The organism is Selenomonas sp. oral taxon 892 str. F0426 (genome assembly GCF_000468035.1).
Classification (GTDB): Bacteria; Bacillota; Negativicutes; order Selenomonadales; family Selenomonadaceae; genus Centipeda.
On the sequence record NZ_KI260533.1, the window covers coordinates 6,614 to 29,597 of the forward strand.

At 54.0% G+C, this 22,984-nt stretch carries 21 protein-coding genes and 4 pseudogenes; 12 read left to right on the top strand and 13 right to left on the bottom strand.

Annotation, left to right across the window (positions count from 1 at the left end):
- A partial coding sequence (locus tag HMPREF1992_RS03395; protein WP_021684436.1) for a hypothetical protein occupies window positions 1-203 on the top strand: 203 nt, incomplete at its 5' end.
- Window positions 204-296: 93 nt separating this feature from the next.
- On the top strand, window positions 297-1,205 hold the full coding sequence (locus HMPREF1992_RS03400; RefSeq protein ID WP_021684437.1) for an IS3 family transposase: 909 nt from the start codon (window positions 297-299) through the stop codon (window positions 1,203-1,205).
- 114 nt (window positions 1,206-1,319) lie between these two features.
- Here the strand turns inward: HMPREF1992_RS03400 and HMPREF1992_RS03405 are convergent, their stop codons facing one another.
- From HMPREF1992_RS03405 to HMPREF1992_RS11750, 3 genes and pseudogenes are all read right to left on the bottom strand, one after another.
- Entirely contained in the window at window positions 1,320-1,958 is a 639-nt protein-coding gene (locus HMPREF1992_RS03405; protein ID WP_021684438.1) for a DsbA family protein, read from the bottom strand.
- 109 nt (window positions 1,959-2,067) lie between these two features.
- The gene (locus HMPREF1992_RS03410; protein WP_021684439.1) at window positions 2,068-2,346 is read right to left on the bottom strand and encodes a helix-turn-helix domain-containing protein; all 279 of its coding nucleotides are present in this window, start codon (window positions 2,344-2,346) and stop codon (window positions 2,068-2,070) included.
- Window positions 2,347-2,550: 204 nt separating this feature from the next.
- A pseudogene (locus HMPREF1992_RS11750) lies at window positions 2,551-2,772 on the bottom strand (phage portal protein); the annotation flags it as partial.
- A gap of 139 nt (window positions 2,773-2,911) precedes the next feature.
- Between HMPREF1992_RS11750 and HMPREF1992_RS03420 the strand changes: the two are divergent.
- Together HMPREF1992_RS03420 and HMPREF1992_RS03425 are read left to right on the top strand one after the other, a co-directional pair.
- A complete protein-coding gene (locus HMPREF1992_RS03420) occupies window positions 2,912-3,157 on the top strand; it encodes a hypothetical protein (RefSeq protein WP_021684441.1) in 246 nt (81 codons plus the stop codon).
- A 2-nt stretch (window positions 3,158-3,159) separates the two neighbouring features.
- On the top strand, window positions 3,160-3,540 hold the full coding sequence (locus tag HMPREF1992_RS03425) for a hypothetical protein (RefSeq protein ID WP_021684442.1): 381 nt from the start codon (window positions 3,160-3,162) through the stop codon (window positions 3,538-3,540).
- An 8-nt stretch (window positions 3,541-3,548) separates the two neighbouring features.
- Here HMPREF1992_RS03425 and HMPREF1992_RS11115 read toward each other — a convergent pair.
- The 4 genes and pseudogenes from HMPREF1992_RS11115 to HMPREF1992_RS11120 form a co-directional block, all read right to left on the bottom strand.
- Window positions 3,549-4,030: pseudogene (locus tag HMPREF1992_RS11115) on the bottom strand (terminase TerL endonuclease subunit); the annotation flags it as partial.
- Window positions 4,031-4,245: 215 nt separating this feature from the next.
- Window positions 4,246-4,761 (bottom strand): annotated as a pseudogene (locus tag HMPREF1992_RS03440) (hypothetical protein); the annotation flags it as partial.
- A 415-nt stretch (window positions 4,762-5,176) separates the two neighbouring features.
- A complete protein-coding gene (locus HMPREF1992_RS10935; RefSeq protein ID WP_021684446.1) occupies window positions 5,177-7,042 on the bottom strand; it encodes a P-loop domain protein, KAP family in 1,866 nt (621 codons plus the stop codon).
- Window positions 7,043-7,246: 204 nt separating this feature from the next.
- Window positions 7,247-7,357, bottom strand: a pseudogene (locus HMPREF1992_RS11120) (IS200/IS605 family transposase); the annotation flags it as partial.
- Window positions 7,358-7,657: 300 nt separating this feature from the next.
- Here HMPREF1992_RS11120 and HMPREF1992_RS03450 point away from each other — a divergent pair.
- Window positions 7,658-8,041 (top strand): VOC family protein, encoded by a 384-nt coding sequence (locus tag HMPREF1992_RS03450; RefSeq protein WP_037358412.1) that lies wholly within the window; start codon window positions 7,658-7,660, stop codon window positions 8,039-8,041.
- A 293-nt stretch (window positions 8,042-8,334) separates the two neighbouring features.
- On the opposite strand, the gene HMPREF1992_RS03455 is transcribed toward HMPREF1992_RS03450, so the two are convergent.
- Window positions 8,335-9,531: a NupC/NupG family nucleoside CNT transporter gene (locus tag HMPREF1992_RS03455; RefSeq protein WP_037358418.1), complete on the bottom strand. Its 1,197-nt coding sequence runs from the start codon at window positions 9,529-9,531 to the stop codon at window positions 8,335-8,337.
- Window positions 9,532-9,600: 69 nt separating this feature from the next.
- Here HMPREF1992_RS03455 and HMPREF1992_RS11755 point away from each other — a divergent pair, with 69 nt between their 5' ends.
- Complete coding sequence (locus HMPREF1992_RS11755) at window positions 9,601-9,726, top strand: secretion protein HlyD (RefSeq protein ID WP_231366952.1); 126 nt, start codon at window positions 9,601-9,603, stop codon at window positions 9,724-9,726.
- Here the strand turns inward: HMPREF1992_RS11755 and HMPREF1992_RS03460 are convergent.
- The 4 genes from HMPREF1992_RS03460 to HMPREF1992_RS03475 form a co-directional block, all read right to left on the bottom strand.
- Window positions 9,723-11,045: a pyrimidine-nucleoside phosphorylase gene (locus HMPREF1992_RS03460; RefSeq protein WP_021684450.1), complete on the bottom strand. Its 1,323-nt coding sequence runs from the start codon at window positions 11,043-11,045 to the stop codon at window positions 9,723-9,725. The genes HMPREF1992_RS11755 and HMPREF1992_RS03460 overlap by 4 nt on opposite strands.
- A 13-nt stretch (window positions 11,046-11,058) precedes the next feature.
- Window positions 11,059-12,243 carry a phosphopentomutase gene (locus HMPREF1992_RS03465; protein ID WP_021684451.1) on the bottom strand — a complete coding sequence of 395 codons (1,185 nt, stop codon included), beginning with the start codon at window positions 12,241-12,243 and terminating at the stop codon, window positions 11,059-11,061.
- Window positions 12,244-12,261: 18 nt separating this feature from the next.
- The gene (gene deoD / locus HMPREF1992_RS03470; RefSeq protein WP_037358420.1) at window positions 12,262-12,972 is read right to left on the bottom strand and encodes a purine-nucleoside phosphorylase; all 711 of its coding nucleotides are present in this window, start codon (window positions 12,970-12,972) and stop codon (window positions 12,262-12,264) included.
- Window positions 12,973-13,052: 80 nt separating this feature from the next.
- Complete coding sequence (locus HMPREF1992_RS03475) at window positions 13,053-14,315, bottom strand: NCS2 family permease (protein ID WP_021684453.1); 1,263 nt, start codon at window positions 14,313-14,315, stop codon at window positions 13,053-13,055.
- Window positions 14,316-14,438: 123 nt separating this feature from the next.
- Here HMPREF1992_RS03475 and HMPREF1992_RS03480 point away from each other — a divergent pair, with 123 nt between their 5' ends.
- Window positions 14,439-15,089 (top strand): Crp/Fnr family transcriptional regulator, encoded by a 651-nt coding sequence (locus HMPREF1992_RS03480; protein WP_021684454.1) that lies wholly within the window; start codon window positions 14,439-14,441, stop codon window positions 15,087-15,089.
- A gap of 183 nt (window positions 15,090-15,272) precedes the next feature.
- Here HMPREF1992_RS03480 and HMPREF1992_RS11320 read toward each other — a convergent pair whose 3' ends face one another.
- The gene (locus tag HMPREF1992_RS11320) at window positions 15,273-15,518 is read right to left on the bottom strand and encodes a Dyp-type peroxidase domain-containing protein (RefSeq protein ID WP_081689285.1); all 246 of its coding nucleotides are present in this window, start codon (window positions 15,516-15,518) and stop codon (window positions 15,273-15,275) included.
- 148 nt (window positions 15,519-15,666) lie between these two features.
- Here HMPREF1992_RS11320 and HMPREF1992_RS03485 point away from each other — a divergent pair, with 148 nt between their 5' ends.
- From HMPREF1992_RS03485 to HMPREF1992_RS03505, 5 genes are all read left to right on the top strand, one after another.
- Window positions 15,667-16,437, top strand: a complete 771-nt coding sequence (locus HMPREF1992_RS03485; protein ID WP_021684456.1) for a MurR/RpiR family transcriptional regulator — start codon at window positions 15,667-15,669, stop codon at window positions 16,435-16,437.
- 210 nt (window positions 16,438-16,647) lie between these two features.
- The gene (locus HMPREF1992_RS03490; RefSeq protein WP_021684458.1) at window positions 16,648-18,759 is read left to right on the top strand and encodes an alpha-glucoside-specific PTS transporter subunit IIBC; all 2,112 of its coding nucleotides are present in this window, start codon (window positions 16,648-16,650) and stop codon (window positions 18,757-18,759) included.
- 171 nt (window positions 18,760-18,930) lie between these two features.
- Window positions 18,931-20,595 (top strand): alpha-glucosidase, encoded by a 1,665-nt coding sequence (locus HMPREF1992_RS03495; protein WP_037358422.1) that lies wholly within the window; start codon window positions 18,931-18,933, stop codon window positions 20,593-20,595.
- A complete protein-coding gene (locus HMPREF1992_RS03500; RefSeq protein WP_021684460.1) occupies window positions 20,592-21,365 on the top strand; it encodes an HAD-IIB family hydrolase in 774 nt (257 codons plus the stop codon). Before HMPREF1992_RS03495 ends, HMPREF1992_RS03500 begins: the two co-directional genes overlap by 4 nt.
- Before the next feature lie 243 nt (window positions 21,366-21,608).
- Window positions 21,609-22,910 carry a hexokinase gene (locus HMPREF1992_RS03505; protein ID WP_021684461.1) on the top strand — a complete coding sequence of 434 codons (1,302 nt, stop codon included), beginning with the start codon at window positions 21,609-21,611 and terminating at the stop codon, window positions 22,908-22,910.
- Window positions 22,911-22,984 lie beyond the last annotated feature (74 nt).

Consider the following 22,984-nt stretch of genomic DNA (forward strand, 5'->3'; position numbering starts at 1 on the left):
TGCAGGCAATCAAGCTGGCGCAGGAAATCGGTCAAGCAAAAGCCGCCAAAGAGCTAGGAATTTCCAAGAACACGATGTATACATGGACACGCGCACAACGTCTTGGATATCTGGATCTTGGGTGCGGCACGCAAACACCGCAGAGTGCCCTGAGCTTGCATGAGGAACTCGTACAGCTGCGCGCCCAGCAAGGCACAGGATAAGGAAATTCGACGTCTGAAGAAAGAGAATGACTTTCTGGAAGAAGCAAGCGCTTTTTTCGCCGCGAGCCGTCTGAAGTCAACAAAAACGAACGTATGAAGTTTATTGCGTTCAAGACAGCAGACGGCGCACATAAAGGAAATATCAGTTTTTATTGCAGACTGCTCCATGTCACAAGACAGGGATTTTATCAGTATCTGGTGAGCAAAGACCGCCCATGGAAATATCAGGAACTTGCCGATGCCATGATGCAGATCCATGCAGAGGATGAATGCAACGATACCTACGGAAGAATCCGCATGTATCAGGCACTCAAGATCAAGCAGCCAGAAGGCATCCATGTTCCGAGTGAACGCACCGTTTACCGCATTATGGAAGAGATCGGCTTGAGTCATCGTCCCAATCATAAGCCGAACAGTATCACAAAAGCAGATCGGCAGGCACAGATGTCGGAAGATCTCCTGCACCGTGATTTTCATGCCGAAACACCGCTTTCCAAGTGTGTCACTGACATGACAGAGATTCCAGCGTGTGACGGAAAACTCTATATTTCAGCACTCTTTGACTGCTATGACGCCGGCGTGCTCGGACTTTCTGTGGATACGAATATGCGGGCTTCTCTGTGTGTGCAGATGCTTGATAACGCCATGATTTCCTACCCGATGCTCAGGGGAGCAATCCTGCACTCGGATCGCGGCAGCCAGTACACGAGTCAGCTGTATCGGGAGGCAATCCAAAACTATGGGATTCGACAAAGTATGAACAGTGCCGGTGGACGCTGTCATGATAACGCGCGTTGTGAGAGTATGTGGGCACGCATGAAGTCGGAGCTGCTCTATGGACGCTATGACACAAAGAAAATGACAACCGAAGAGTTGAAGGTTCTGGTTTGGCGATATTTCATGAGCTATTGGAACAACCGCCGGATCTGTTCCGCAAACGGTGGGCTTCCTCCGATGGTGAAACGTCGACAGTTCTATGACTCCATTGCCGCAACCACTTAAACGTTCGTTCCCTTGTGAGAAATTTGTCAACTGTTCTTGACAATATCAATTTTTACCATAAGGCTTCCGCTATGGAATTTTTCCTGTGCAACTTGATTTTACAACCTACAAAAATTATTTTTCCAGTGCCTTTTGGAGTGCGGCTTTCATCCGTGTGATGCTGTCTGCGCCGGCAATGCGTTCATCACCGATGATAAAGAGCGGCACGGAGCTGACGCCACGCATATAGGCCTCCGTTTCATCCTGCTGCACTTCGTCCAGATAGAGCGTGTCGAACTTGATCACTTTTTCCGCTTCTTCCATATTAAGACCTGCCGACTGTGCCGCACAGCGCAGAACATCGGGTTCGGAGAGGGCGGCATTTTTGCCGAAATAGGCATCCATGAGAACCTCGATAAGACGGTCGGCTTTCTCCGGCTCTTTGCTTTGTGCATACTTGGTCAAACGATGTGCATCCACGGTGTTGACAAACTGGGCATCGACAAAGTTGAAGTTCAGTCCTTCCTGTCTGCCCATGTCAGTAATGCTGTCGATGCGCTTTTCTGCTTCATCTGGCGAGAATCCGTACTTGCGTACGAAGAGGTCGGTCATGTTGCCTACGGATTTTCGCGGTGCATTTGGATCAAGCTGGAACGCTTTCATTTCAAGTTCAATCGGCTCGGTGGTGTCCATCGCGGCAATGGTTTTTTTCATGCGTGTCTCTCCGATGTAGCAGAAGGGACAGGCGTAGTCGGACCAATATGTGATTTTCATGCGGCATCACCTTTCGTTATGTGATGATAGAGTGGGTTCTTCCTGCGGCAGAGATTCTGCCTGTGTCGTGTGTTGATGCAGATAGTCGATGTAGCGGTTTCCCCACACTTCAATGCAATCGAGGACGGGGGGTGAACGCGTAACCGATTGGCGTCAGCTCGTATTCGACGCGCGGCGGGACTTCGGGGAAGGCGGTGCGTGTCAGCAGGCCTTCATATTCAAGCGTTTTCAGCTGTGTGGCAAGTGTCGCCTGTGTTGCGCCGACTTCCTTTTGAATTTCGCCAAAGCGCCTTGCACCGGCGGCAAGGGTACGCATGATGAGGATCGCCCATTTCCCTGCGATGAGTTTTTGCGCCGTAGCAAAGGGACAAGAACCGAATTTGTTCATCTGTCGATGGGGGGGCTTTGTCATGGTGATTCCCTTCTGTCTGTATATCGTTCATACGACCTGTTAGAAATAACAGCACAGTTCTTTTGTTAATGCAAGTCGAAAAATTAAAGTTAGTGTTTTTTATGTGTTTCTGATCATATTATTGGGTGGACTGTAGTATAATGAAAATATATAGAAAATCCAACGAAAGTGAGGTAGATACACACGCTCTTTTCCCTGCCCTTTGTATTTATAGACGTGGAGCGGCAATCCTGCGATGGATTCGGCAAGGATGCGCACGCAAGCGTAAACCGCTGTTGTCTGCATCGCAGTCCTCTCATTGACCGCCTTGCCCGCCGCTGTCTGTCCAAACAAAAAGGACAAGCCGCCGAGGTGATTCTTGGGCTTGTTCCGCGAACGAAAGAGTTTGCTGAATAGGTTCATGGAAACCTCCATTTCAGGTTTGTAATTTTTTTGTCCGCTGCAATCTCCCAATCCCCATGTCTTGCACAATATTCGAATTTGATTTATACTAACCATATCAAATGTGGGAAATCCCACTCCTTAGAACGGAGGAATATGTATGCAAGCTGCAATCAAAGGTCGCTATCAGGCTCACTTGGATGCAAAGAAACGTCTGACACTGCGCGGTGCTAAATATGATTATTACGAAGTACAGGAATACGATAACGGCATCATCCTGCTAGAGCCGCGAGAACTGGTTCGTCCAGAGGAAATATCGAAACGTACGCTACAGATGATGGATGAATCGATTCGCAATCTGAATACAGGAAAAGTTTCTGCACCGATTGACCTCTCCGGATTCTGAATATGGATTTTTCGATTCATATGGGCATTCCTGAAATGCTTGAACTGTGGATGCGTCTGCACAAAGAGAGCATGGATGGAAGTATTTCAAAATCAGATGCCAACCTCTATAAAAAATGGGGCAAAGCCTTAAAACTTCTTTCTGGCAATCCGTTCTATCCAAGCCTCCATACACACGAAATCCAAGATTTAACCAGACGGTACGGACAAAAGGTCTGGCAGTCATATTTGGAGAACCGAACCAGTCGCGCCATGCGAATGTATTGGGTGTATGGCCCAGAGCAGAAAGATATTACCATCATCGGATTGGAACCCCATCCCGAAGATAAGAAAAACGGTGCATACGACAAGGTCACGCTGTCAAAACTGGAACCGCTCGAATAAACACTAATTCACAGCAACAAAATTCCTCGCTCATCATAGACACATGCGGAGGTATCATTCCCACACCGAATCGCATGGTCAAGCGCCATGATAAGCACGATCACGCCGTCGATCTTCTCGGTGGATTTCTCCTTGTCCGCCTTGATGTTTCCTGCAGGGTCGGTGCGAATGAATATATTGTCTGCCATCCAGCGCATGACGGGATGCCCGCCGTGCGCTATTTCTTTTCCAGCGTCAGCTTCATCAACTCCTTGGTTGGTGCCCCCATATCCTTAAAGCCCTACCCGAATGGAACAACGGTGAAGCTCATCCCCTCGAGGTTTTGCACCATCTGTACCGCGTCACGTCGCTCAAAGACAATTTCGCGGATGTTGTACTTCTCGCTAAGCCGCTCAATAAACGCCTCGATAAAGCCGTAATGTACGTCATTTTCTCCGGATTTATGATAACCAGATAGTTTCCATACAGACGAGATTCGGAAATCTATGTTGCTTCCTTGCTATGAGGTCAGCATCCAGAACGGCAATCTTCATCATCCCTTGAGCGCGGTAGGCGCTCCATGCCGATTTTCCTACAGAACCACCGAATGTGGTGATGCAGTTCTGCTTTACGATATCCAAAATCTCATTCTCTTTGAAAAGGAATGTGCATCTGACTATAATGTAGGATGGGGAGCATAATGGAATCTATTTTTTCTAGAGGCACTCATCCCTCAACTGCAGTCTCAATCCCGCCCTTGAACATAACAATCACCGTGCCATCCTCCTTAACTACAATGTGATCTAGCAGTCCGCCCCATAACTCTTCATCAAACTCAATTTGTTCCCCATGGATACCACAAAGCATCTGTGTCATTCCATCCAAGGATTTTCTCTTGCCGTCCCTCTCGGCAATTTGCTCATCCAACTGCTCCAAAAGCCCCCGCTTTTCCAGATAACGTGCACGAATCTCATTTTCCTGTTTCAGATACACTGTCTGATCCGGTGCCACCCGTGCATTCTCGTGAATCAGCGTTTCGAGCCGTTCTGTCAAAACGCCGAGTTCCTGCTCTACGTTATCCCATTCCTCCGTCATCTCCCCCGTTTGGCAAACGTTGTCAATCAGGGAGCGGGGTTCTGCGATCGCGTTCTCTTTCACTTCCACCAAAGAGTTCAATGCCTTAACGAAAATCTGTTTGATTTCTTCCTCCGTCAAATGCCGTGTGCTACACGGCTTGGAGATTATTGCGGCTCTCTTCTTTTGTAAAAATGAAAGCTTTGATTGTTCCCTCCCTAGCTATACTCAAGCGTTTTGCTTTACATCGTAAACCAAACAGGCTGTACTAGTTCTAAAAGGAAGGAGTATGGTCATCATGTCAACTGTCCCCACTCAAATAAGAATTGACCGGAACATAAAAGAACAGGCCGGCGCTCTGTTTGGACTGCACCCTAGATAAGGGACAAGGAAGAAAAATCCCTCCTGTTGTAAAATAAAAATTACAACAGGAGGGATTCGTCATGTCCAGGAAGTATACAAAAATAGAAATGTTGTCAGATGAAATTCTCCACCGCTCGTATACTTTTTTCGCAGCCTAAATGGCGATCCATTTCCGTCTCCATCCTTTCCTTGATGGTTCCACCATTCCTTATCATGGCATTTACTCCGATTCTGCGTTTACTCCTGCCAACACCTTTTCAAAACGAGCATAAGCATCACGTACGACGTTGGCAATTTGGTAAGGGGCGTTTGCATCGCGCCCGTTTATGCGCAACATATTATCATAAATGTACCATGCCCAGTTTTCCTTCGTCGGCGGACTGTCGTAAGCCAAAGGATTTTCACCGAATATTTCATAGAATTGCTGGTGGTGTTTCTTGCTGGCGTAAGAACGACCTTGCAAGAAAATCCCCACGCTCAAACCGAATTGGCTGCAATTATCGACATCGTATTCCAGCTTATATTCTTTACCGTTTCTGTTTATCATGGTATAGCCGGTAGCACAGGACGATATGATTCCATCGTTACGCCGACGCGACTGATATACTGAAAATTGGGTAGGCAAATCAGAGAGCTGTTCGTTCACCGCCTGCACTAGACTGCGATTTCGGCTTCTGTTTCCCCATGCCTGTTCCGCAGCATCTCCAATATCTTCACCGCCTACCGAAGTGACAGCCGAACAGCGGAGAATATCACGCAAATAATACGTATTAGTTTCGGAAAACTCCGAGGCTGCATCGTCTTTTACCGTCAAGAGGAAATATTCCAGGAAGTTCGGCAACTCCTGTACAAGGCGTGTAAGTTCCGCCGAAAAATCAACACGGGCAAAGATTTCCTCCAAAATAGCGAAATCAGTAATGTTGTCATCTTCCTGCGTATCCGCTGTATTTCCTTGATGTTCGACGAAGTGTTTAATCATATGGGCATCGACGCTCGACAGTGCACGGAGATTGTCTATGCTTGCATTTCCTGCTGCCATGTAATTATACAGAGCATCATACCTCATTTGCATACAGACAGTGGCAAATAAAATGCGCTGACGCAATTTTTCAGGGATATGATGTATTACGGACTCGGTGATAATATTTAACAGCTGAAAAGTGTTAAACAGGCGTTTCATGCTCCGTGGATTGAGTCCGATGGATGTCTTAATAAGCGAGGTGAAAAGCGACACGTTGGCATCATCAGTATCGACCTTAAGTCGCTCCATTATATTTTGCACATAAACGGCTATATCGTATTGCGCTACAGGCATTTTAAATGGAAGTTGGATGATCTTATCAAAAAAGCTGCGCCCTTTGTGAGCATCCACTTCCGAGCCATACTTCTGCTTTATCCCCATAGTGACTACTTCGTAATCGACGGCAAGGACAAATACACAATTCTCACAGTCCAAAAAGAGTTTCAAGACTTCCAGCAATTCCACTGCTTTTGCAGGATGAAGTCTATCTAAATCATCAACAAAAACAACAACACGCTGACGCATAGTCTCTTCTAATTTTGTGTTCACGGCTTTTTGAAATTGCTCCTTTAGAGCCAAAATTTCCGAAACATAACTCGTGGCAGTGGCAGAATCCGCTGCTTGCTCGATCTTATCGGCCACCCGCGAACCAGCTGTCATCTCCGCGGCAGTTAAGATGGCATTTTTTGCCAGTCCTTTTATTCCGCCGGCAATTTTCCCCAAGATATTGGGATCCCCATCCAGTCTTTGGAGCAAGACCTCCATCATTGAGATTGCCAACGAATTTCCGAGAGAGAATTGGGAGAATTGCCACGTGTTAAACCAGATGGGTAAGGCCAAGTTTCTTATGTTGGCATCAACCATGTTCATCATGCTTGTTTTTCCGCTGCCCCAGTCTCCTTGAATAGAAACAGTCATCGGCGTGTCGCAGGTCAAAATGAAACTGGAAAGACCGTTGATGTACTGGCCGACATTAAAACGGTCATCTTTAATATCCGCTATCGGCACATCGGGACAGCCAGTAGGTTCAGTAGACTTGCCATGACAGAAATCAAATACTCCCATGATTTTTACTTTCCTTCCCTAAATAACGAACAACACTATGAAGAACCCTACAATACCAGCAACTCCTATAAGGACATTGGCAGGATCTGTCACCAATCCATAGACAAGCATAATCACTATGCCGACGAGTTGTATATATTATTCTGCAATTTGTTACGGATTTTAATTTCTTGGTAATCATATCATAAAAATATTAATCAAACAACTTTCCTCAATTTGGTTGTAAATTACTTGCCGTCGATATTTCGGGGCGAACACGATATTATGATATTTACATCTCCATGTACTATGTGATAGACTTTTTATGTCATTCATTGACAAGCGCCTCCCATGCTATTCTTCATTTGTGGTTGTCAGGCCACTTCTAGTTCAGCATAGGAGGCGCATTCCTTTTCTATAAGATTTTTCTCTCCCCCCCAGTTGAGCTGGGGGATTTTCGTCTGCTTCACCTCTTGCATACAAGCAAAACTTCTGAACACTATCCCGACAGTCAAATCGATATTGAAATCTCAGTCGACACCACCCGAAAATTTTTGAAAAAACAGGAATAGCGTGATGCCGCAGAGAATTGTTCACTTCACGAGATTATGAAATCAGTGAATGGAGGGGGATACGATGAAGATCGAACACATTGCGATGTATGTGAATGATTTGGAGGCAGCGAAGAACTTCTTCGTAAAATATCTGAACGGCAATGCCAACGATGGCTACCACAACAAAAATACGGGTTTCCGTTCTTATTTCATCTCTTTTGACGACGGGGCAAGACTGGAAATTATGAAGAAGCCCGAAATGACAGATGACAAGAAGACACTCGCCAGAACAGGCTTTATTCATGTTGCTTTCAGCGTTGGCAGCAAAGATGCAGTTGATTCCCTTACCGCTCGTATGAAATCCGACGGCTACGAGGTCATCAGCGGGCCTCGCACCACGGGAGACGGGTATTACGAGAGCTGCATCATCGGCATTGAAGGAAATCAAATCGAGATAACGGTATAGATTCATGAGCATTGTCCGTACTGCTCCATATGATTTGAATCTTTCATGAAAGTAAGCCCATTTCAGCCATGTTACGTTCCAGCCGAGGTTTTCCTGCAAAATAAATAACCACAGAAAAAGAGATTCCAAACGCCAAATATGACGAATGGAATCTCTTTTTGTATCCTTGGAGTGTCATCCTCCAACACCAATCTCTATCCCACCCTTGAAAGTTAGCTTTACTAAGTCTAACCTTTGGGGGCAAGTAAATACCGTTGTGAACAGCCCGTTTCGTGCAGTAGCACAAACTCTGCCTACCAGACAAACAGTCCACAGATTGCGGCAGACAGCAGTGAGACCAGCAATCCGGACAGTATCATGTAGGACACGTTGCGTGCGACGATCGTGTTGCGCGCGCCGTCAACGAGTCCCTTAAAGCAGCCGAGGATGATGCCGATCGTCCCGAGGTTGGCGAATGAGGTAATGAACACGGTCATCACGGCCTGCATATGCGCAGGCCACGTCCGGACGACATCCTGGATCTGCAGCATGACGACAAACTCGTTCGTAATGAACTTTGTCCCCATGTACTGGGCAATCTGAAATGCCTCTGCCGGCTCGAGACCAAGCAGCCACGCGAATGGGAACAACACGACGCCGAGGATGAGTTCGAGCGAGAGCGATGGGTGCACTATGCCGAGGAGGACGTTGACGCACTTGAGCAGCGCAACGATAGCGATGACGTTCGCGCAGATGATGAGCACGAGGCGTCCTGCGCCGATGATCGACTCCGCAAGGTAGGAGAAGAACGGCTCGCGCCCCCCTCCCTCGTGGATCGTTGCAATCGTATCCTCCTCCAGCGCAACCTTCACGGGATGGAGGAGCGAGGAGACGAGCAGCGCGTTGATGACATTCAGCGGGATTGCCGTGACGACATACTCCGCCGGCATCATCTTGACATAGACGGCGATGAGTGCCGCTGTCACACAGCTCATTGACATGAGGCCGATGGTCAGCACGCGTTCCTTGCTCATCTTCATGAGCTGGAGTTTTGACACAGCGAGTGCCTCCGTGTTGCCGAGAAACATCATCTCGATGGCGAAGAACGATTCGAACTTCGGCGCGCGTGTGAGGAATGTGAGCAGCTTGCCAATCCAGCGAATGACAAACGGCAAAATGCCGAAATACGTGAGGATATCAAAGAGCGGAACGACGAAGAGGATCGGCAGCAGTGCCGCAGCGAAGAAGTTCATCTGCGGCACGTTGACCCAGTCGGGGAACACGAACGCGATTCCGACATACGAGATGTTGATCAGTTCCGTGAATCCGCCCGCAGCGGCTGTAATCATCTCACGCCCAATTTCAAATGAGGTCAGGAACCACGCGAGCATGAGGTTCAGCGTGAGCAGAGAGGCGACCGAACGCCACTGGATCTCCTTGCGGTTCCGCGATGCAAGCACGCCGATTCCGAGGAACACAACAAGGCCGAGCAAGTTGACGAAGAAAAACATACGAAATCCCCCCATCGGAGTATGTGGTTAGGAATCACTGATAAAATGAAGTCCGTCAGATTGTTATAGATTTTTCGTCCTGTCAAGGAGACAAACCGGACGCATAGTAAAGGCTATGTGGAGGATTTGTCGACACAGACAGGGCAAAAAAGATGTGACAAGATGGCGTGGCTGAATTTATCAGTGCTTCCTTAGTACCGAACGACCTTGTCTTTCTCCACACGGGCGTAGACGAGCGGACGGACGGGCGGCTCCTCTGCGCCGATGGTAATCGCCTCGCGGTATAGCTGCGCCGCGCTGTCGCCGCGCTGTGTGCTGTCCGTGTAGAGCGTCGCGATGACGTCATCCGACTTCACTGCGTCACCGTATTTCTTGTGCAGGACGAGACCGGCGGCGAAATCGATCGGACTGTCCTTCGTCTCGCGCCCCGCACCGAGTACGACGCTCGCCTCGCCGATTTTCTCCGCGTCCATGGCCGTGATGTAGCCGTCCGCGTTCGCGCGGATCTGCACCTGTACGGCTGCCTGCTGGAACTTCGACGCGTCGCGCAGCACGGCATCGTCACCGCCCTGCCGCCGCACCATCGTGCAGAAGGTCTCGAACGCCGATCCGTCGGCAATCGACTGCTCCGCCATGCGGCGGCACTCCTCGATCGTGCCCTTGCCGACGAGGTAGAGCATGTTCTCCGCGAGCTGGAGCGACACCTCCGTCAGGTCATATGGCCCCTTGCCGCGCAGCACGTCCATCGACTCTGCGACCTCGATGCTGTTGCCGATGCCGAATCCGAGCGGCGTGTCCATGTCAGTAATCAGTGCGACGGTACGCCGTCCTGCACCCTCGCCGATGGCGACCATCGTCTGCGCAAGCGCGATGGCATCATCAAGCGTCTTCATGAACGCGCCCGAGCCCGTCTTCACGTCGAGCAGGATGCAGTCCGAGCCGGCGGCGAGCTTCTTGCTCATGATCGAGGACGCGATCAGCGGGATCGAGTCAACCGTTGCCGTCACGTCGCGCAGCGCGTAGAGTTTCTTGTCCGCCGGTGCGAGGTTGCCCGACTGCCCGATGACGGACACGCCGCACTCGTTCACGATGGAGAAGAATTTTTCGCGCGAAATCGCCGTTTCATAGCCGGGGATAGCCTCCAGTTTGTCCACGGTGCCGCCCGTGTGCCCGAGTCCGCGACCGCTCATCTTTGCGACACGCCCACCGCAGGCGGCGACAATCGGGGCGCAGATGAGCGTCGTCTTGTCGCCGACGCCGCCGGTGGAGTGCTTGTCCACCTTTTTGCCGGCAATCGCCGAGAGGTCGACACGGTCGCCGGAGTCCGCCATTGCAATCGTCAGCTCCGTCGTCTCCTGTGCCGTCATGCCGCTGAACCAGATTGCCATCAGCATGGCGGACATCTGGTAGTCGGGAATCTCGCCCGCGACATAGCCTTCGACCATGCAGCGCAGCTCCTCGGCAGTGAGTGTGCCGCCATGCTTTTTCTTCGTAATCAGGTCATACATGCGCATGGGTCGATCCTCCTCAGTGCGCAAGAATGCGCGGCAGCAGGCTCTCGCCCTTCGTCGTCAGCCCCGCACCGAACATATCCGCCACGGTCGCACCGATCATGGCGAAGGTCGGGTACGTCCCAAGGTTGACCCCCTGACGGATCTGTGCGCCGTAGACGAGGAGCGGCACGTACTCACGCGTGTGATCTGTGCCAGGCGCGTCGGGGTCGCAGCCGTGGTCGGCCGTAATCATCAGCACATCGTCCTCACGCATATGCTCCATGAACGTGCCGAGCTGCACGTCGAACTCCGTTGTCGCGCGCGCATAGCCTGCGATGTCGCGCCTGTGCCCATATACCATGTCGAAATCGACGAGGTTGACGAAGCACAGCCCCGTGAAGTCCTCCTGCTGAATGCGGAGTGTCTTTTCCATGCCGTCGGCGTTGTTCTCGTTGACGCCCGTGCTGCGCGTGACGCCGCGCCCCGCAAAGATGTCGCTGATCTTGCCGACGGCGATGACCTCATGCCCCTGCCGCACGAGCGCGTCCATCATCGTATCGCCCGTCGGATCGAGGGAGAAGTCGTGACGATGCGCTGTGCGCTCGTAGTTCGGATAGCTGCCGACATACGGCCGTGCAATGATGCGTCCGACGCCGTGCTCGCCCTGCATGATCTCGCGTGCCGCACGGCAGTAGTCATAGAGACTCTCGACGGGGACATCGGCCTCGTTCGCCGCGATCTGAAGCACACTGTCTGCCGACGTGTAGACGATGAGTCCACCCGTCTCCTCCTGCTCGCGTCCATAGTCGTGGATGACCTGCGTGCCGGAGTAGGGCTTGTTGCAGAGGATTTTCTTCCCGTCGCATGCCGCCGAGAGCTTCTCGAGGATCTCCGTCGGGAATCCGTTCGGATACGTCGGCATGGGCTGCTCGGAGACGATGCCTGCGATTTCCCAGTGTCCGATCGTCGTGTCTTTGCCGCGCGAGAGCTCCCGCAGCCGTGCAAAAGCACCGATGGGGCTGTCTGCGGGCGTACCGCAGCCGACGCCGTCGATGTTAAAGAGACCGAGCTTCGTGAGGTTCGGCGCGTGCAGTTCCGACGACGTCGTCAGCGATGCGAGCGTGCTGCAGTGCCCATCACCGAAGTCCGCTGCGTCCGGTGCACACCCGATGCCGAAGCTGTCGAGGACGATGAGGAATACGCGTTTGATACCGGCCATTGCTATCTCCTCCTATGATCAGGCGATCGACGCCTCCAGTGCAATCTCGATCATCTCGCTGAACGATGTCTGACGCTCCTCTGCCGTGGAAGGCGGCTCGTCGCTGACGAGGTGGTCGCTGACGGTAAAGAGTGCGAGCGCGCGCACGCCGAATTTTGCCGCGATGAGGTAGAGTGCCGCCGCCTCCATCTCCAGACCAAGGACGCCGTAGCTCGCAAGTTTTTGAATGTCAAGTTCGTCATCGTAGAAGCGATCCTGCGACATCACATTTCCAACGCGTACGGCGATGCCTTTGTCGACGGCGGCCTGATATGCGGAGCGCAGCAGATCAAAGTTCGCAACCGGTGCAAAGTTGACCGCAGAACCGAAGATGTTGCGCGGCATGGAGGAATCGGTCGTCGTCGCCTGCGCGATGAGGACATCGCGGATGTGGATGTCCTTGTGGCATGCGCCGCAGCTGCCGATGCGGATCAGCGTCTTGCAGCCGTACTCCCGGATGAGCTCGTTGACATAGATGGAGATCGACGGCATCCCCATGCCCGTTCCCTGCACGGAGATGGGATGCCCCTTGTACGTGCCGGTGTAGCCGAGGATGTTGCGGATGTTCGTGTACTCTTTCGCCCCTTCGAGAAAGTTCTCAGCGATGTACTTGGCGCGGAGCGGGTCGCCCGGCAGGAGAATGCGCTCGGCGACTTCGCCCTTTGCAGCTGCAATGTGTGGGGTTGGCATAATGTGTACCTCTCTTTCATAAACTGTGAAGAACATTTATCGAAAACCGCCATAGCGGCCTATCCCCTATTGAAATGCGTTCACTGCACCGCTTCAAAGATGAGCTGCAGGAGGAACAGCACGCCAAGGACGTAGGAGAGCGTGCCAAGCTCGCGCCGGCGGCCCGTGAACAGCTTCATCATCGGGTGCGCGGCGAAGCCGAACGCCAAGCCCGTCGAGATGCTGTTCGTCAGCGGGATGAGCACGATGATGAGAAACGCAGGGAACCACTCTGAGAAATCCTGAAAGTGGATGTTTTCGAGCTGCTGCATCATCAGTGCACCCGTGATGATGATGACCGGCGCAACAGCTGCCTGCGGAACGTAGGCGAGCAGGGGGATGAATACGAGCGTGAGCAGGAACAGTGCGCCGCCGACGAGTGCCGTCAGTCCGCGCCGCCCCCCCTCTATGATGCCCGCCGCACTCTCTGCGGCAGCAACCGTCGGACTCGTCCCGAGCACCGAGGAGAACACCGCTGTCAGCGACGAGGCACGGAACGCGTTGCGGAACTTCTCCGTATTGGGCAGCAGTCCTTCGAGCAATCCAATGGACTCAAAGACGAGAATCATCGTCATCGAGAATACTGCAAGCCAGAACGAAATCATCAGCACAGAGGAGAAGTCCTCCGCAAAGAGCAGCGTGCCGTACTCGCCGAGCTGCGTCATATCAATCTCAATCGTATTCGCGTGGACGAGGTCGAACACATTGGCGATGACCGTCACAATGAGGATGGCGATGAAAAAACCGCCCTTCACACGCTGCTGGTAGAACAGCAGGCTCAACACGAGACCGAGAAGCGCGAGCTGCGCAGACGGATTTTGCAGATCGCCGAGCGCGAGGATCGAGTTCTCGCCGGCACGGATCAGCTCCGCCTTCTCCAGTCCAATCTCCACGAGGAACAATCCGATGCCCGCCGTCACTGCGTATTTCAGCGATTTCGGGACAGCATCCGCCAGAACCCTGCCCGCACGCGTCACCGCGAGTACGAAGAAGATGAGCGCCGAGACGAGTGAGACGGCAAGTGCCTCCTGCCAACGGAACCCCATGTTCGTCACGACAGTATATGTGAAGAACGCATTGATTCCCATACCGGGTGTCAAGATGATCGGCGCATCCGCCCAGAGTGCCATCAGCAGACACCCGACCGCCGAGGCGAATATCGTCGCGAACACGCTCAGCTCCGCCGGGATCCCGCCGTCCGCGAGAATCAGCGGGTTGACAATGATGATGTACGAGATGGCAAAGAACGATGTCAGCCCTGCCATCACTTCCACGCGCTTGCTCTGCACGCTCTTCGAACTCATACCGCATTCCCCTTTCTTTTTTGATTGTATCAAATGTGCCAAACGAAAAAAAGGACATATGACTTTTCAGCACGGAGTTTTTCCGTTAAAATAGGAAGAGACTGTACTGAGAGGAGAGTCACCATGCGTTTGCCGTCGTTCCCCGAGATACCGCCACACCTGCTGCGCGTTGCGCGGCTGCTCACATTCCAGCCCGACGAGATCATCCGCTGCAAGGGGACGCATGCCGACACGGTCTACATCCTCCTCGCGGGGCGCGTGCGCATCATCAACGAGTTCTCAGGAGGCGATCGCTATGTGTTTGCCATCGCCGACCCGCCCACATTCCTCGGCGAGTACGAAGCACTTGCAGGTACGCCGTACTATGCCGCAACGTGTGAGGCGGAAACAGTGTGCGATCTGCTTGCTGTCAGCATCGAGGCGTTCGCCGCGTGGCTCCAGCGCGACGCCGGAGCAGCATTTGCCGTTGCCTGTATGATCGCGCGAAAATCTTGGCCAATCTCGGATGAATACGGTCGGATCAAATACATGACGGTTCAATCGCGTCTCCTCACCTACCTGCAAAAGAACCTGCCCCCATGCGATGCCGCCGTGCGGTTTCCCATGCGCCGACAGGACATCGCCGATGCCATCGGCACGAGCTTAAAGACAGTCAACCGCAGCATTGACCGTCTCCGTGCAGAGGGACTACTCTCCCTCGACCGCGGCAAACTCACCCTCACACCTGAGCAATGCGCCAAGGTGCGGGCGATGGATGCGTGCCAAAAAACGTGAGAATGATCCGTGCTTCCTCGATGTGAAATAGAAAGCAGGGCTGCTGCACGAAGCTAGAAAACTTCGTGCAGCAGCCCTGTTCGTTCACAGGAATTCACATCATTTGTGTTGTAGTTGATACTATTTCAATGCTCCTAGGGAAGCACTGATAAATTCAGCCGCCATCTGACATACTTCATTTTGTCAGCGACTCCCTAGAACAATTCTCCCTCGGCGATACGCCCGAGGAGCTCCTTCGACGGGATGAAGAAGAGCTGTCCTTTTTCGGCGACCGACATATTTCTCCTGCACCTCGGTCGGGAGTACTCTCCATGCGTCGAGGTCGTGAACGTATTTCTGCGCAAAAGCATAGGAACCGTTGATGAACTCCGGATCCTCTGCACCGATTATACATCCAACTTCCGTTTTCATTGTACGATGTTTCTCCATGTAGGGCAAGAAAAACGTTGATAAAGGAAAATGCCGCTGATGTACCGAATACTATCAAGTGTCGATTTCTTGAAGTTTTACAAATATATTCTATAAGTTATGCTATAATAACGCGGAATAGGATCCAGCAAAAGAAGGTGAGAATGAGATGCGGCTCACAGAACGAATCAACGCACATCTTAGGGATCTCAGCGATGCAGACAAGTGTATCTGGCGCTGGATCGACAGCAACCGTACGGCGGCGAGCCGCATATCCATCCACGAACTCGCGCGCGCGTGCGCAGTCTCAAGTGCGTCCGTCGTGCGCTTCGCGCAAAAGCTTGGCTTCGACGGCTTCGGCGAGCTGAAGGCGGTCATGCGTATGGAGGCAGCGGAGATGGTGTCGCCCCGCCGCGATGTGACAGCCACGCTCGGCAGCTTCTACGATCAGACATGGCGTACGCTCATGCGGCGTGACTACACGAGCGCGAGCCGTCTCATCCGCGAGGCGCACCGCATCTTTGCCTACGCCTCGGGCTATGTGCAGTCGAACGTCATGCAGGAGATGAAGAGGCTCTTCGTCTATGACAACATCCTCATCTACGAGATCGCGGGTCGCGAGGAGTTCTACTCGGTCTACCAGACGGCGGGGCCCGACGACCTCTTCATCTTCATCTCGCTCTCAGGCGAATCCGAGCGCGTCGTAGAGTTCGCAGATCAGCTCCATCTCAAGGGCGTCCCCATCCTCTCAATTACAGAGATGCGGCACAACACGCTCGCCGCCCAATCGACAGAGAATCTCTACGTCATGCCCGCAGAGATTGGACTCGCCGAGAACGAACAGCGCCTCCAGTTCAAATCCATGCTTGCCTACTTCCTCCTGCTCGAGATCTGGTATGTGCACTACCGCCTGTATGTACAGGAGCAGGAGATGGATTAGAAATGTGCCCTCCAGCGTTTTTGAGGGCTATACGAATCATCCGCTGCTGTAACAAATTTCATCCAATGTACCGTAATACAGTCTCCGTACATTCTGCCCGAAAGCCGCGAAACTATTGCATTCGCGGCTTTTTTGCGCTATCGTTGAGTCATCAGATTTCAGGTTTGTTTCACACACAGTTGCAAGGTTGGGATTTAAGGAGGAACGCACATGGCACTCAATAAGGATGTCATCATGCAAAATATGCAGCGGTTCGGCGGCGCGATGTATACGCCCGTCATTCTGTTTGCATTCTTCGGTCTGACGGTGGCGGTGTCCATCGTCTGCAAGAACGAGGGGCTGCTCGGCAGCATCGCCGCACAGGGCACACTCTGGTACGATTTCTGGTTCGTCGTCGAACAGGGTGCGTGGACGGTGTTTGCGCAGATGCCCATTCTCTTCGCCATCGCCGTGCCGATCGGCTTTGCAAAAAAGGAACCCGCGCGCTGTGCGATGGAATCCTTCGTCATCTACATGCTCTTCAACTACTTCATCTCCGCATTCCTCACGCTCCACGGCAGCGCGTTCGGTGTGGACTACAGCCAGCCGGCGGGTCCCGGCACAGGCCTTGCAATGATCGCGAACGTCAAGACGCTCGACATGGGCATGCTCGGCGCGATCTTCATTGCCTGCTGCACGGCGTTCCTGCACAACCGTTTCTATGACACGAACATCCCCGATTGGCTCGGCATCTTCAAAGGACCTGCGTTCGTCGTGGCGATCGGCTTCGTCGTCATGATCCCGATGGCACTTCTCTTCTGCATCGTCTGGCCTGCCGTTCAGCACGCCATCGAGCAGTTCCAGTTCTTCCTCAAGACCAGCGGCATCCTCGGTGTCTGGGCATACACGTTCTCGGAGAAAATGCTCCTTCCCGCAGGTCTCCACCACTTCATCTATCTCCCGTTCATCTTCGGCCCTGCGGTCGTAGACGGCGGCATTCAGGCATATTGGCTTGGCCACATCAATGACTTCATGGTCAGCGGGCAGTCGCTCCGTGAGCTCTTCCCCGAGGGCGGCTTTGCCCTCCACGGCAGCGGCAAGGTGTTCGGTCTGCCGGGCGCGGCACTCGCGATCTATATGTGTGCGAAGCCTGAGAAGCGCAAGAAGACAGCGGCGCTCCTCATTCCCGCAACGATCACGGCGGTGCTCTGCGGCATCACAGAGCCAATCGAGTTCACCTTCCTCTTCGTCGCACCGCTTCTCTATCTCCTGCACGCCGTCCTCTCGGCGACGCTTTCCGCAACACTCTATGCAATCGGACTCTCGGGCAACTTCGGCGGCGGTCTGATCGACTGCTTCGTGCAGAACTGGATTCCGCTCTTCTCGTATCACTACACGACCTATCTCATGCAGATCGGCGTTGGTCTGTGCTTCACCGCGATCTACTTCTTCGTGTTCCGCTGGGTCATTCAGCTCAAAGACTACAAGACCCCCGGCCGCACGGACGACGGCGTAGAGGACAAACTCTTCACGAAGGCGGACTACAAGGCAAAACAGGCAGGTGCTGCAGGTGCTGCGGCTGCCGCTCCCGGCATGAAGCTCGACGAGCGTGATGTAAAGGCAAAGGCGTTCCTCGACGGTCTCGGCGGCGCGGCAAACATCAAGGACGTGACGAACTGCGCCACGCGTCTGCGCGTCACCGTCAACGATCCCGAGCAGGTTGCTCCGTCGGCAGTATTCACCGAGGCGGGCGCACACGGACTTGTCCGCAACGGCCACGCATTCCAAGTCATTGTCGGTCTCTCCGTCCCGCAGATCCGCGAGCGTTTCGAGGCACTCCTCACCGCTCCCGCCTCCGATGTGGACGAGGTTGCCGTCGGCACGGAGAAGTCCGTCGCCATCAATGCAGTTACGACAGGTCATGTCATCGACATGAGCGAGGTCAAGGACGAGATGTTCTCGCAGAAGATGATGGGCGACGGCGTTGCCGTCGAACCGACCGAGGGCGTTGTCGTCGCTCCTGCGGATGCCGAGGTCACGATGGTCATGGAGGACAGCCGCCATGCGGTCGGACTTCGTATGGACAACGGCGCGGAGCTTCTCATCCACATCGGCGTGGACACGGTAAAACTCGAAGGCAAGGGCTTTGATCTGCTCGTCAAGATGGGCGAGAGCGTAAAGGCAGGTACGCCGCTCGTGAAGTTTGACCGCGATGTGATTCATGCGGCGGGCTATCAGGACACGGTCATCATGGCGGTCACGAACTCCGCCGAGTACCCGCTCATGAAGAAGATGACAGGCATGGATGCCAAGGCGGGCGAGACGACGGTTCTGACGTTCTGATGAAGAAAAGCCTCCCCCGTCGAAACGGGGGAGGGGGACCACGCGCAGCGTGGTGGAAGGGGCGCTTTGAACGACAGGGTCCGAGTATCGTCACCGGCGCCCCTATCGGCTCGCATGCTCGCCACTTCCCCCGTTGCGACGGGGGAAGCTCATATAACGAAAGGAATCCCCATGAAAGCAACGAAATGGTGGCAGAACACCGCCGTTTACCAGATCTACCCGAAGAGCTTCAATGACACGACGGGCAGCGGCACGGGCGATCTGCGCGGCATCACCGAAAAGCTCGACTATCTGAAGGATCTCGGCGCAGGTGCGCTCTGGCTCACCCCCGTCTACCCCTCGCCCATGGTCGACAACGGCTACGACATCAGTAACTACACGGGCATCAATCCCCAGTTCGGCACGCTTGCCGACATGGAGGAGCTGATCGCGGAGGCAAAGAAGCGCGATATGCGCATCGTCATGGATCTCGTCTACAACCACAGCTCCGATCAGCACCCGTGGTTCATCGAGTCGAAATCCAGCCGCAATAACGCAAAGAGCGACTGGTACATCTGGCGCGATGCGAAACCCGACGGCAGTGCGCCGACGAACTGGCGCGGCATCTTCGGAGGCTCCGCATGGACGTACTGCGCGGAACGCGGTCAGTACTACCTCCACACCTTTGCCGAGGCACAGCCCGACCTCAACTGGGAGAATCCCGAAGTGCGCGCAGCACTCTTTGCAGCCGCGAACTTCTGGCTCGACAAGGGGGTCGGCGGCTTCCGCATCGACGCGATCACCTACATCAAGAAACCCGCCGTCTTCGCCGACGGCACACCCGATGCGGCGGACGGCATGGTGAGCGTCCACGATATGACGGCGAACACGCCCGGCATCCTTGATTTCCTCCACGAATTCCGCAGGGAAGTCTTTGACGGACACGACATCTTCACCGTCGGCGAGGCAAACGGTGTCTCGGTTGCGGAACTCCCCGACTGGGTCGGCGAGAACGGCGTGTTCTCGATGCTGTTCGAGTTTGCCCACGTCCTCGTCCCCTACGAGGAGGGCGAATGTTGGTCGAAGATGATCCCGTGGCCGCTTACAAAGCTCAAGGGAGCACTCTCAGCAAGTCAGGCGGGCGTTGCCAAGGATGGCTGGTATCCGATCTACTTCGAGAACCATGACCGCGCACGCTCCGTCAATTACTTCTTCCCGAAGGACGACGATACACGCCTTGCGGCAAAGGCACTTGCGACCATTCTCATGACTCTGCGCGGCACGCCCTTCATCTACGAGGGCGAAGAGCTCGGCATGACAAACGTCAAATGGGACACGATCGACGCATACGACGACATTTCCTCCCACGGTCAGTACGAGCTTGCGCTGAAGGAAGGATTCAGCCCCGCCGAGGCGCTGTCCTTTGTCCACTTCAACAGCCGTGACAACGCACGGACGCCGATGCAGTGGGACAATACGGCGAACGCCGGCTTCACCACGGGTACACCGTGGCTGCCTGCAAACGAAAACTATCACACAATCAATGCGGCGGCTGAGGAAGCGGATGCGGACTCCGTGCTCAATTATTACAAGCAGATCATCCGTCTGCGCAAGACGAATCCTGTACTCCTCAACGGCGTGTACGAGGAATTGCTTGCGGACAACGAGCAGATCTATGCATTCTCGCGCACGGCAGGCAATCGCCGCGTAATCACAGCGGTCAACTTCAGCACGGAGGAAGTTCAGCTGCCCGCAGGATTTTTGAGAGGCGTGCGCCTCATCGGCAGCTATGCGGATGCGCCGTGCACTGTGCTTCGCCCGCTTGAGGCGGTTGTCTTTGAGGAGGAAATAAAATGAAGGTAGCGGCAAGCGACTACGATGGCACGCTCCTCCGGGGCGGCAAAATTGACCCGGAGACGAAGGAGGGCATCGCCCGCTGGCGCGCGGCAGGACACAAGTTCGGTGTCGTCTCGGGGCGCGACTACGGGATGCTTGTCCCGCAACTGATCGAGTATGGCGTAGAGTTCGACTATACCGTCTGCAACAACGGAGGCATCATACGGGGTGCGGATGCAGCTGTCCGATTTCAGGCGGAGATTGATTCTCGCGCGCTCACGGCGATTGCGTCGGAGCCAAGCGCACAGAAATCCTTCCACTTCGCCTTCTCGGCGGCAGATGTGACCTACCTCTGCCACCACTCTGAGGGCTCGTGGATCGAACGCGAGGCAAAGGACTGGGATTTCCCCATCGTTTACATCGAGGAGAGTGAGATCGGAGGACTGACGGGGATTCAGCAGTTCTCACTTGGCTTCCATGAACCTGCACTATCCGATGCGTGTGCGGCAGTACTGAACGCAAAGCTCAGCGACAAGATTCACGCGTTCCCGAATGCGTGCAGCCTCGACATCACACCCGCCGGCATCAGCAAGGATCAGGGCATCCGTACCCTCCTCTCCGTCATGGGATGGGACGGCGCAGAGGTGTTCGCCATAGGTGACGAGACGAATGACCTGCCGATGCTCAAGGCATGGGACGGCTACTCGCTCACGACGGCACGTCCTGAGATTCAGGCACAGGCGAAACAGGTCTTTACAAGCGTCGGCGCGATGCTCGATCACTTCCGTTAAAAGGGAATATAGGAAACAGATTTAGGGCAGTACAAGCCCCACGCGAACACCTCGTTGCGCAAATGGTCGCGTGCTCGTCCGCCTAAATACCGTCGCACTTCTTAAACGCGCTACGCTTGAACGAAAGAAGTACGCCGGGGGCGGGTCGCACGCTTTCCCCGTTTGCTCCACTAGGGTTCACTTTGGGGCTTCGCACTGCCAAAGGCCGTCACACAGAAACTGTTCCAACTGGGAGGAGTTACCATGGGATTTGATCGCGAAAAATTTGACGAGATAAAGGCCGCCTTCACCATAGACGACGATGCGCTCCGCAAGATTGCTGACGATTTCCGCGCCGATATGTGCGCGGGACTCGCCGGCAAAGAGGGCGCAACGCTTCGTATGCTCCGTTCCTATGCGGATCTGCCGAGTGGGAAGGAAACCGGTTCCTTCCTCGCGCTCGACTTTGGCGGCACAAATGTACGAGCACTTCGCATCCTCCTCAAGGGCGGCGGCGAATATGAGGTACTGAGCAAGGTTGCAAAGCCGCTCACCCTCCCCGGTGTTTATGACTACGTCAGCGCGGATGCAACGGCGGAGGAGATGTTCGACTTCCTCGCTGAGATCATCGACGAGGCGATCGAGGGAAATCGCACAACGAAATACCTGCTCGGACACACCTTCTCCTTCCCCTCGCAGCAAACCGACCTCTACAACGCAAAACTGATTGTATGGACGAAGGAATTTGCCACGCAGGGGGTCGAGGGCAAGGTCGTTAACGATCTGCTCAAGGAAGCACTCGCACGGCGCGGCATGACGAACGTTGAACCCGTCGCCGTCATCAATGACACGGTCGCAGTCCTGCTCGCGGCGGCATACAAGCACGAGCACACCTACATCGGCTCCATCTACGCCACGGGGCAGAATACCTGCTACTACGAGGAGTTCGCGGACGGCAGCGAGCCGCCTACCGTCATCAACATGGAGTCGGGCGGCTTCGGAAAACTTCCCTTCTCCAAATACGATGAGATTCTGGACAGGGAGTCCGAGCAGCCCGGCGCACAGCGTCTTGAGAAGATGGTGTCCGGACGCTACCTCGGGTCGCTCTACGGTGCGGCGCTTGCCGACCTCCTCGGTACGGACGGGGTTTACCCCTTTTCGAGCATTGAACTCTCCGAGATCATTGCGGATGCCTATCTCGACCGCCATTCGGCGGGCGCCGTCATCGAGGCAAAAACGGGCATGACCTTCACCGCCGCCGAGCGTGCCCTCCTGCAGGAGCTCGCGACTGCAGTCATCGTGCGCTCTGCACGCATCGTTGCGGCGACCTACGTCGCCATCATTCAGCACCGCATGGGTGAAAACGCGCTTGAGAACCAGTTCGTCGCCGTCGACGGCTCCGTCTATGAGAAAGTCCCGCTTGTCGCGCATCATCTGCGTGGTGCACTCGACACGCTGCTCTTGGACGAGGCGGTCAACGTCAAGATCATCCTCGAAAACACCGGCTCCGCCCTCGGCGCAGCACTCGCAGCAGCTATGACAGAACGAAATGAAAGGATAAAATGAAATCCGTCAGATTAGCCTAGATTTTTGTCCGATCGCAGAGAAAAGGGGGTGTTGCATGAAGCCAAAAACTTCGT

Coding starts and splice junctions, on each gene's coding strand:
- HMPREF1992_RS03450 (WP_037358412.1), top strand. CDS start 7,658: ATGAAGATCGAACACATTGCGATGTATGTGAATGATTTGGAGGCAGCG.
- HMPREF1992_RS03490 (WP_021684458.1), top strand. CDS start 16,648: ATGGCACTCAATAAGGATGTCATCATGCAAAATATGCAGCGGTTCGGC.
- HMPREF1992_RS03425 (WP_021684442.1), top strand. CDS start 3,160: ATGGATTTTTCGATTCATATGGGCATTCCTGAAATGCTTGAACTGTGG.
- HMPREF1992_RS11320 (WP_081689285.1), bottom strand. CDS start 15,518: ATGGAGAAACATCGTACAATGAAAACGGAAGTTGGATGTATAATCGGT.
- HMPREF1992_RS03420 (WP_021684441.1), top strand. CDS start 2,912: ATGCAAGCTGCAATCAAAGGTCGCTATCAGGCTCACTTGGATGCAAAG.
- HMPREF1992_RS03480 (WP_021684454.1), top strand. CDS start 14,439: ATGCGTTTGCCGTCGTTCCCCGAGATACCGCCACACCTGCTGCGCGTT.
- HMPREF1992_RS03465 (WP_021684451.1), bottom strand. CDS start 12,243: ATGGCCGGTATCAAACGCGTATTCCTCATCGTCCTCGACAGCTTCGGC.
- deoD (WP_037358420.1), bottom strand. CDS start 12,972: ATGCCAACCCCACACATTGCAGCTGCAAAGGGCGAAGTCGCCGAGCGC.
- HMPREF1992_RS03505 (WP_021684461.1), top strand. CDS start 21,609: ATGGGATTTGATCGCGAAAAATTTGACGAGATAAAGGCCGCCTTCACC.
- HMPREF1992_RS03400 (WP_021684437.1), top strand. CDS start 297: ATGAAGTTTATTGCGTTCAAGACAGCAGACGGCGCACATAAAGGAAAT.
- HMPREF1992_RS03485 (WP_021684456.1), top strand. CDS start 15,667: ATGCGGCTCACAGAACGAATCAACGCACATCTTAGGGATCTCAGCGAT.
- HMPREF1992_RS03460 (WP_021684450.1), bottom strand. CDS start 11,045: ATGCGCATGTATGACCTGATTACGAAGAAAAAGCATGGCGGCACACTC.
- HMPREF1992_RS03405 (WP_021684438.1), bottom strand. CDS start 1,958: ATGAAAATCACATATTGGTCCGACTACGCCTGTCCCTTCTGCTACATC.
- HMPREF1992_RS03495 (WP_037358422.1), top strand. CDS start 18,931: ATGAAAGCAACGAAATGGTGGCAGAACACCGCCGTTTACCAGATCTAC.
- HMPREF1992_RS10935 (WP_021684446.1), bottom strand. CDS start 7,042: ATGGGAGTATTTGATTTCTGTCATGGCAAGTCTACTGAACCTACTGGC.
- HMPREF1992_RS03475 (WP_021684453.1), bottom strand. CDS start 14,315: ATGAGTTCGAAGAGCGTGCAGAGCAAGCGCGTGGAAGTGATGGCAGGG.
- HMPREF1992_RS03500 (WP_021684460.1), top strand. CDS start 20,592: ATGAAGGTAGCGGCAAGCGACTACGATGGCACGCTCCTCCGGGGCGGC.
- HMPREF1992_RS03410 (WP_021684439.1), bottom strand. CDS start 2,346: ATGAACAAATTCGGTTCTTGTCCCTTTGCTACGGCGCAAAAACTCATC.
- HMPREF1992_RS03455 (WP_037358418.1), bottom strand. CDS start 9,531: ATGTTTTTCTTCGTCAACTTGCTCGGCCTTGTTGTGTTCCTCGGAATC.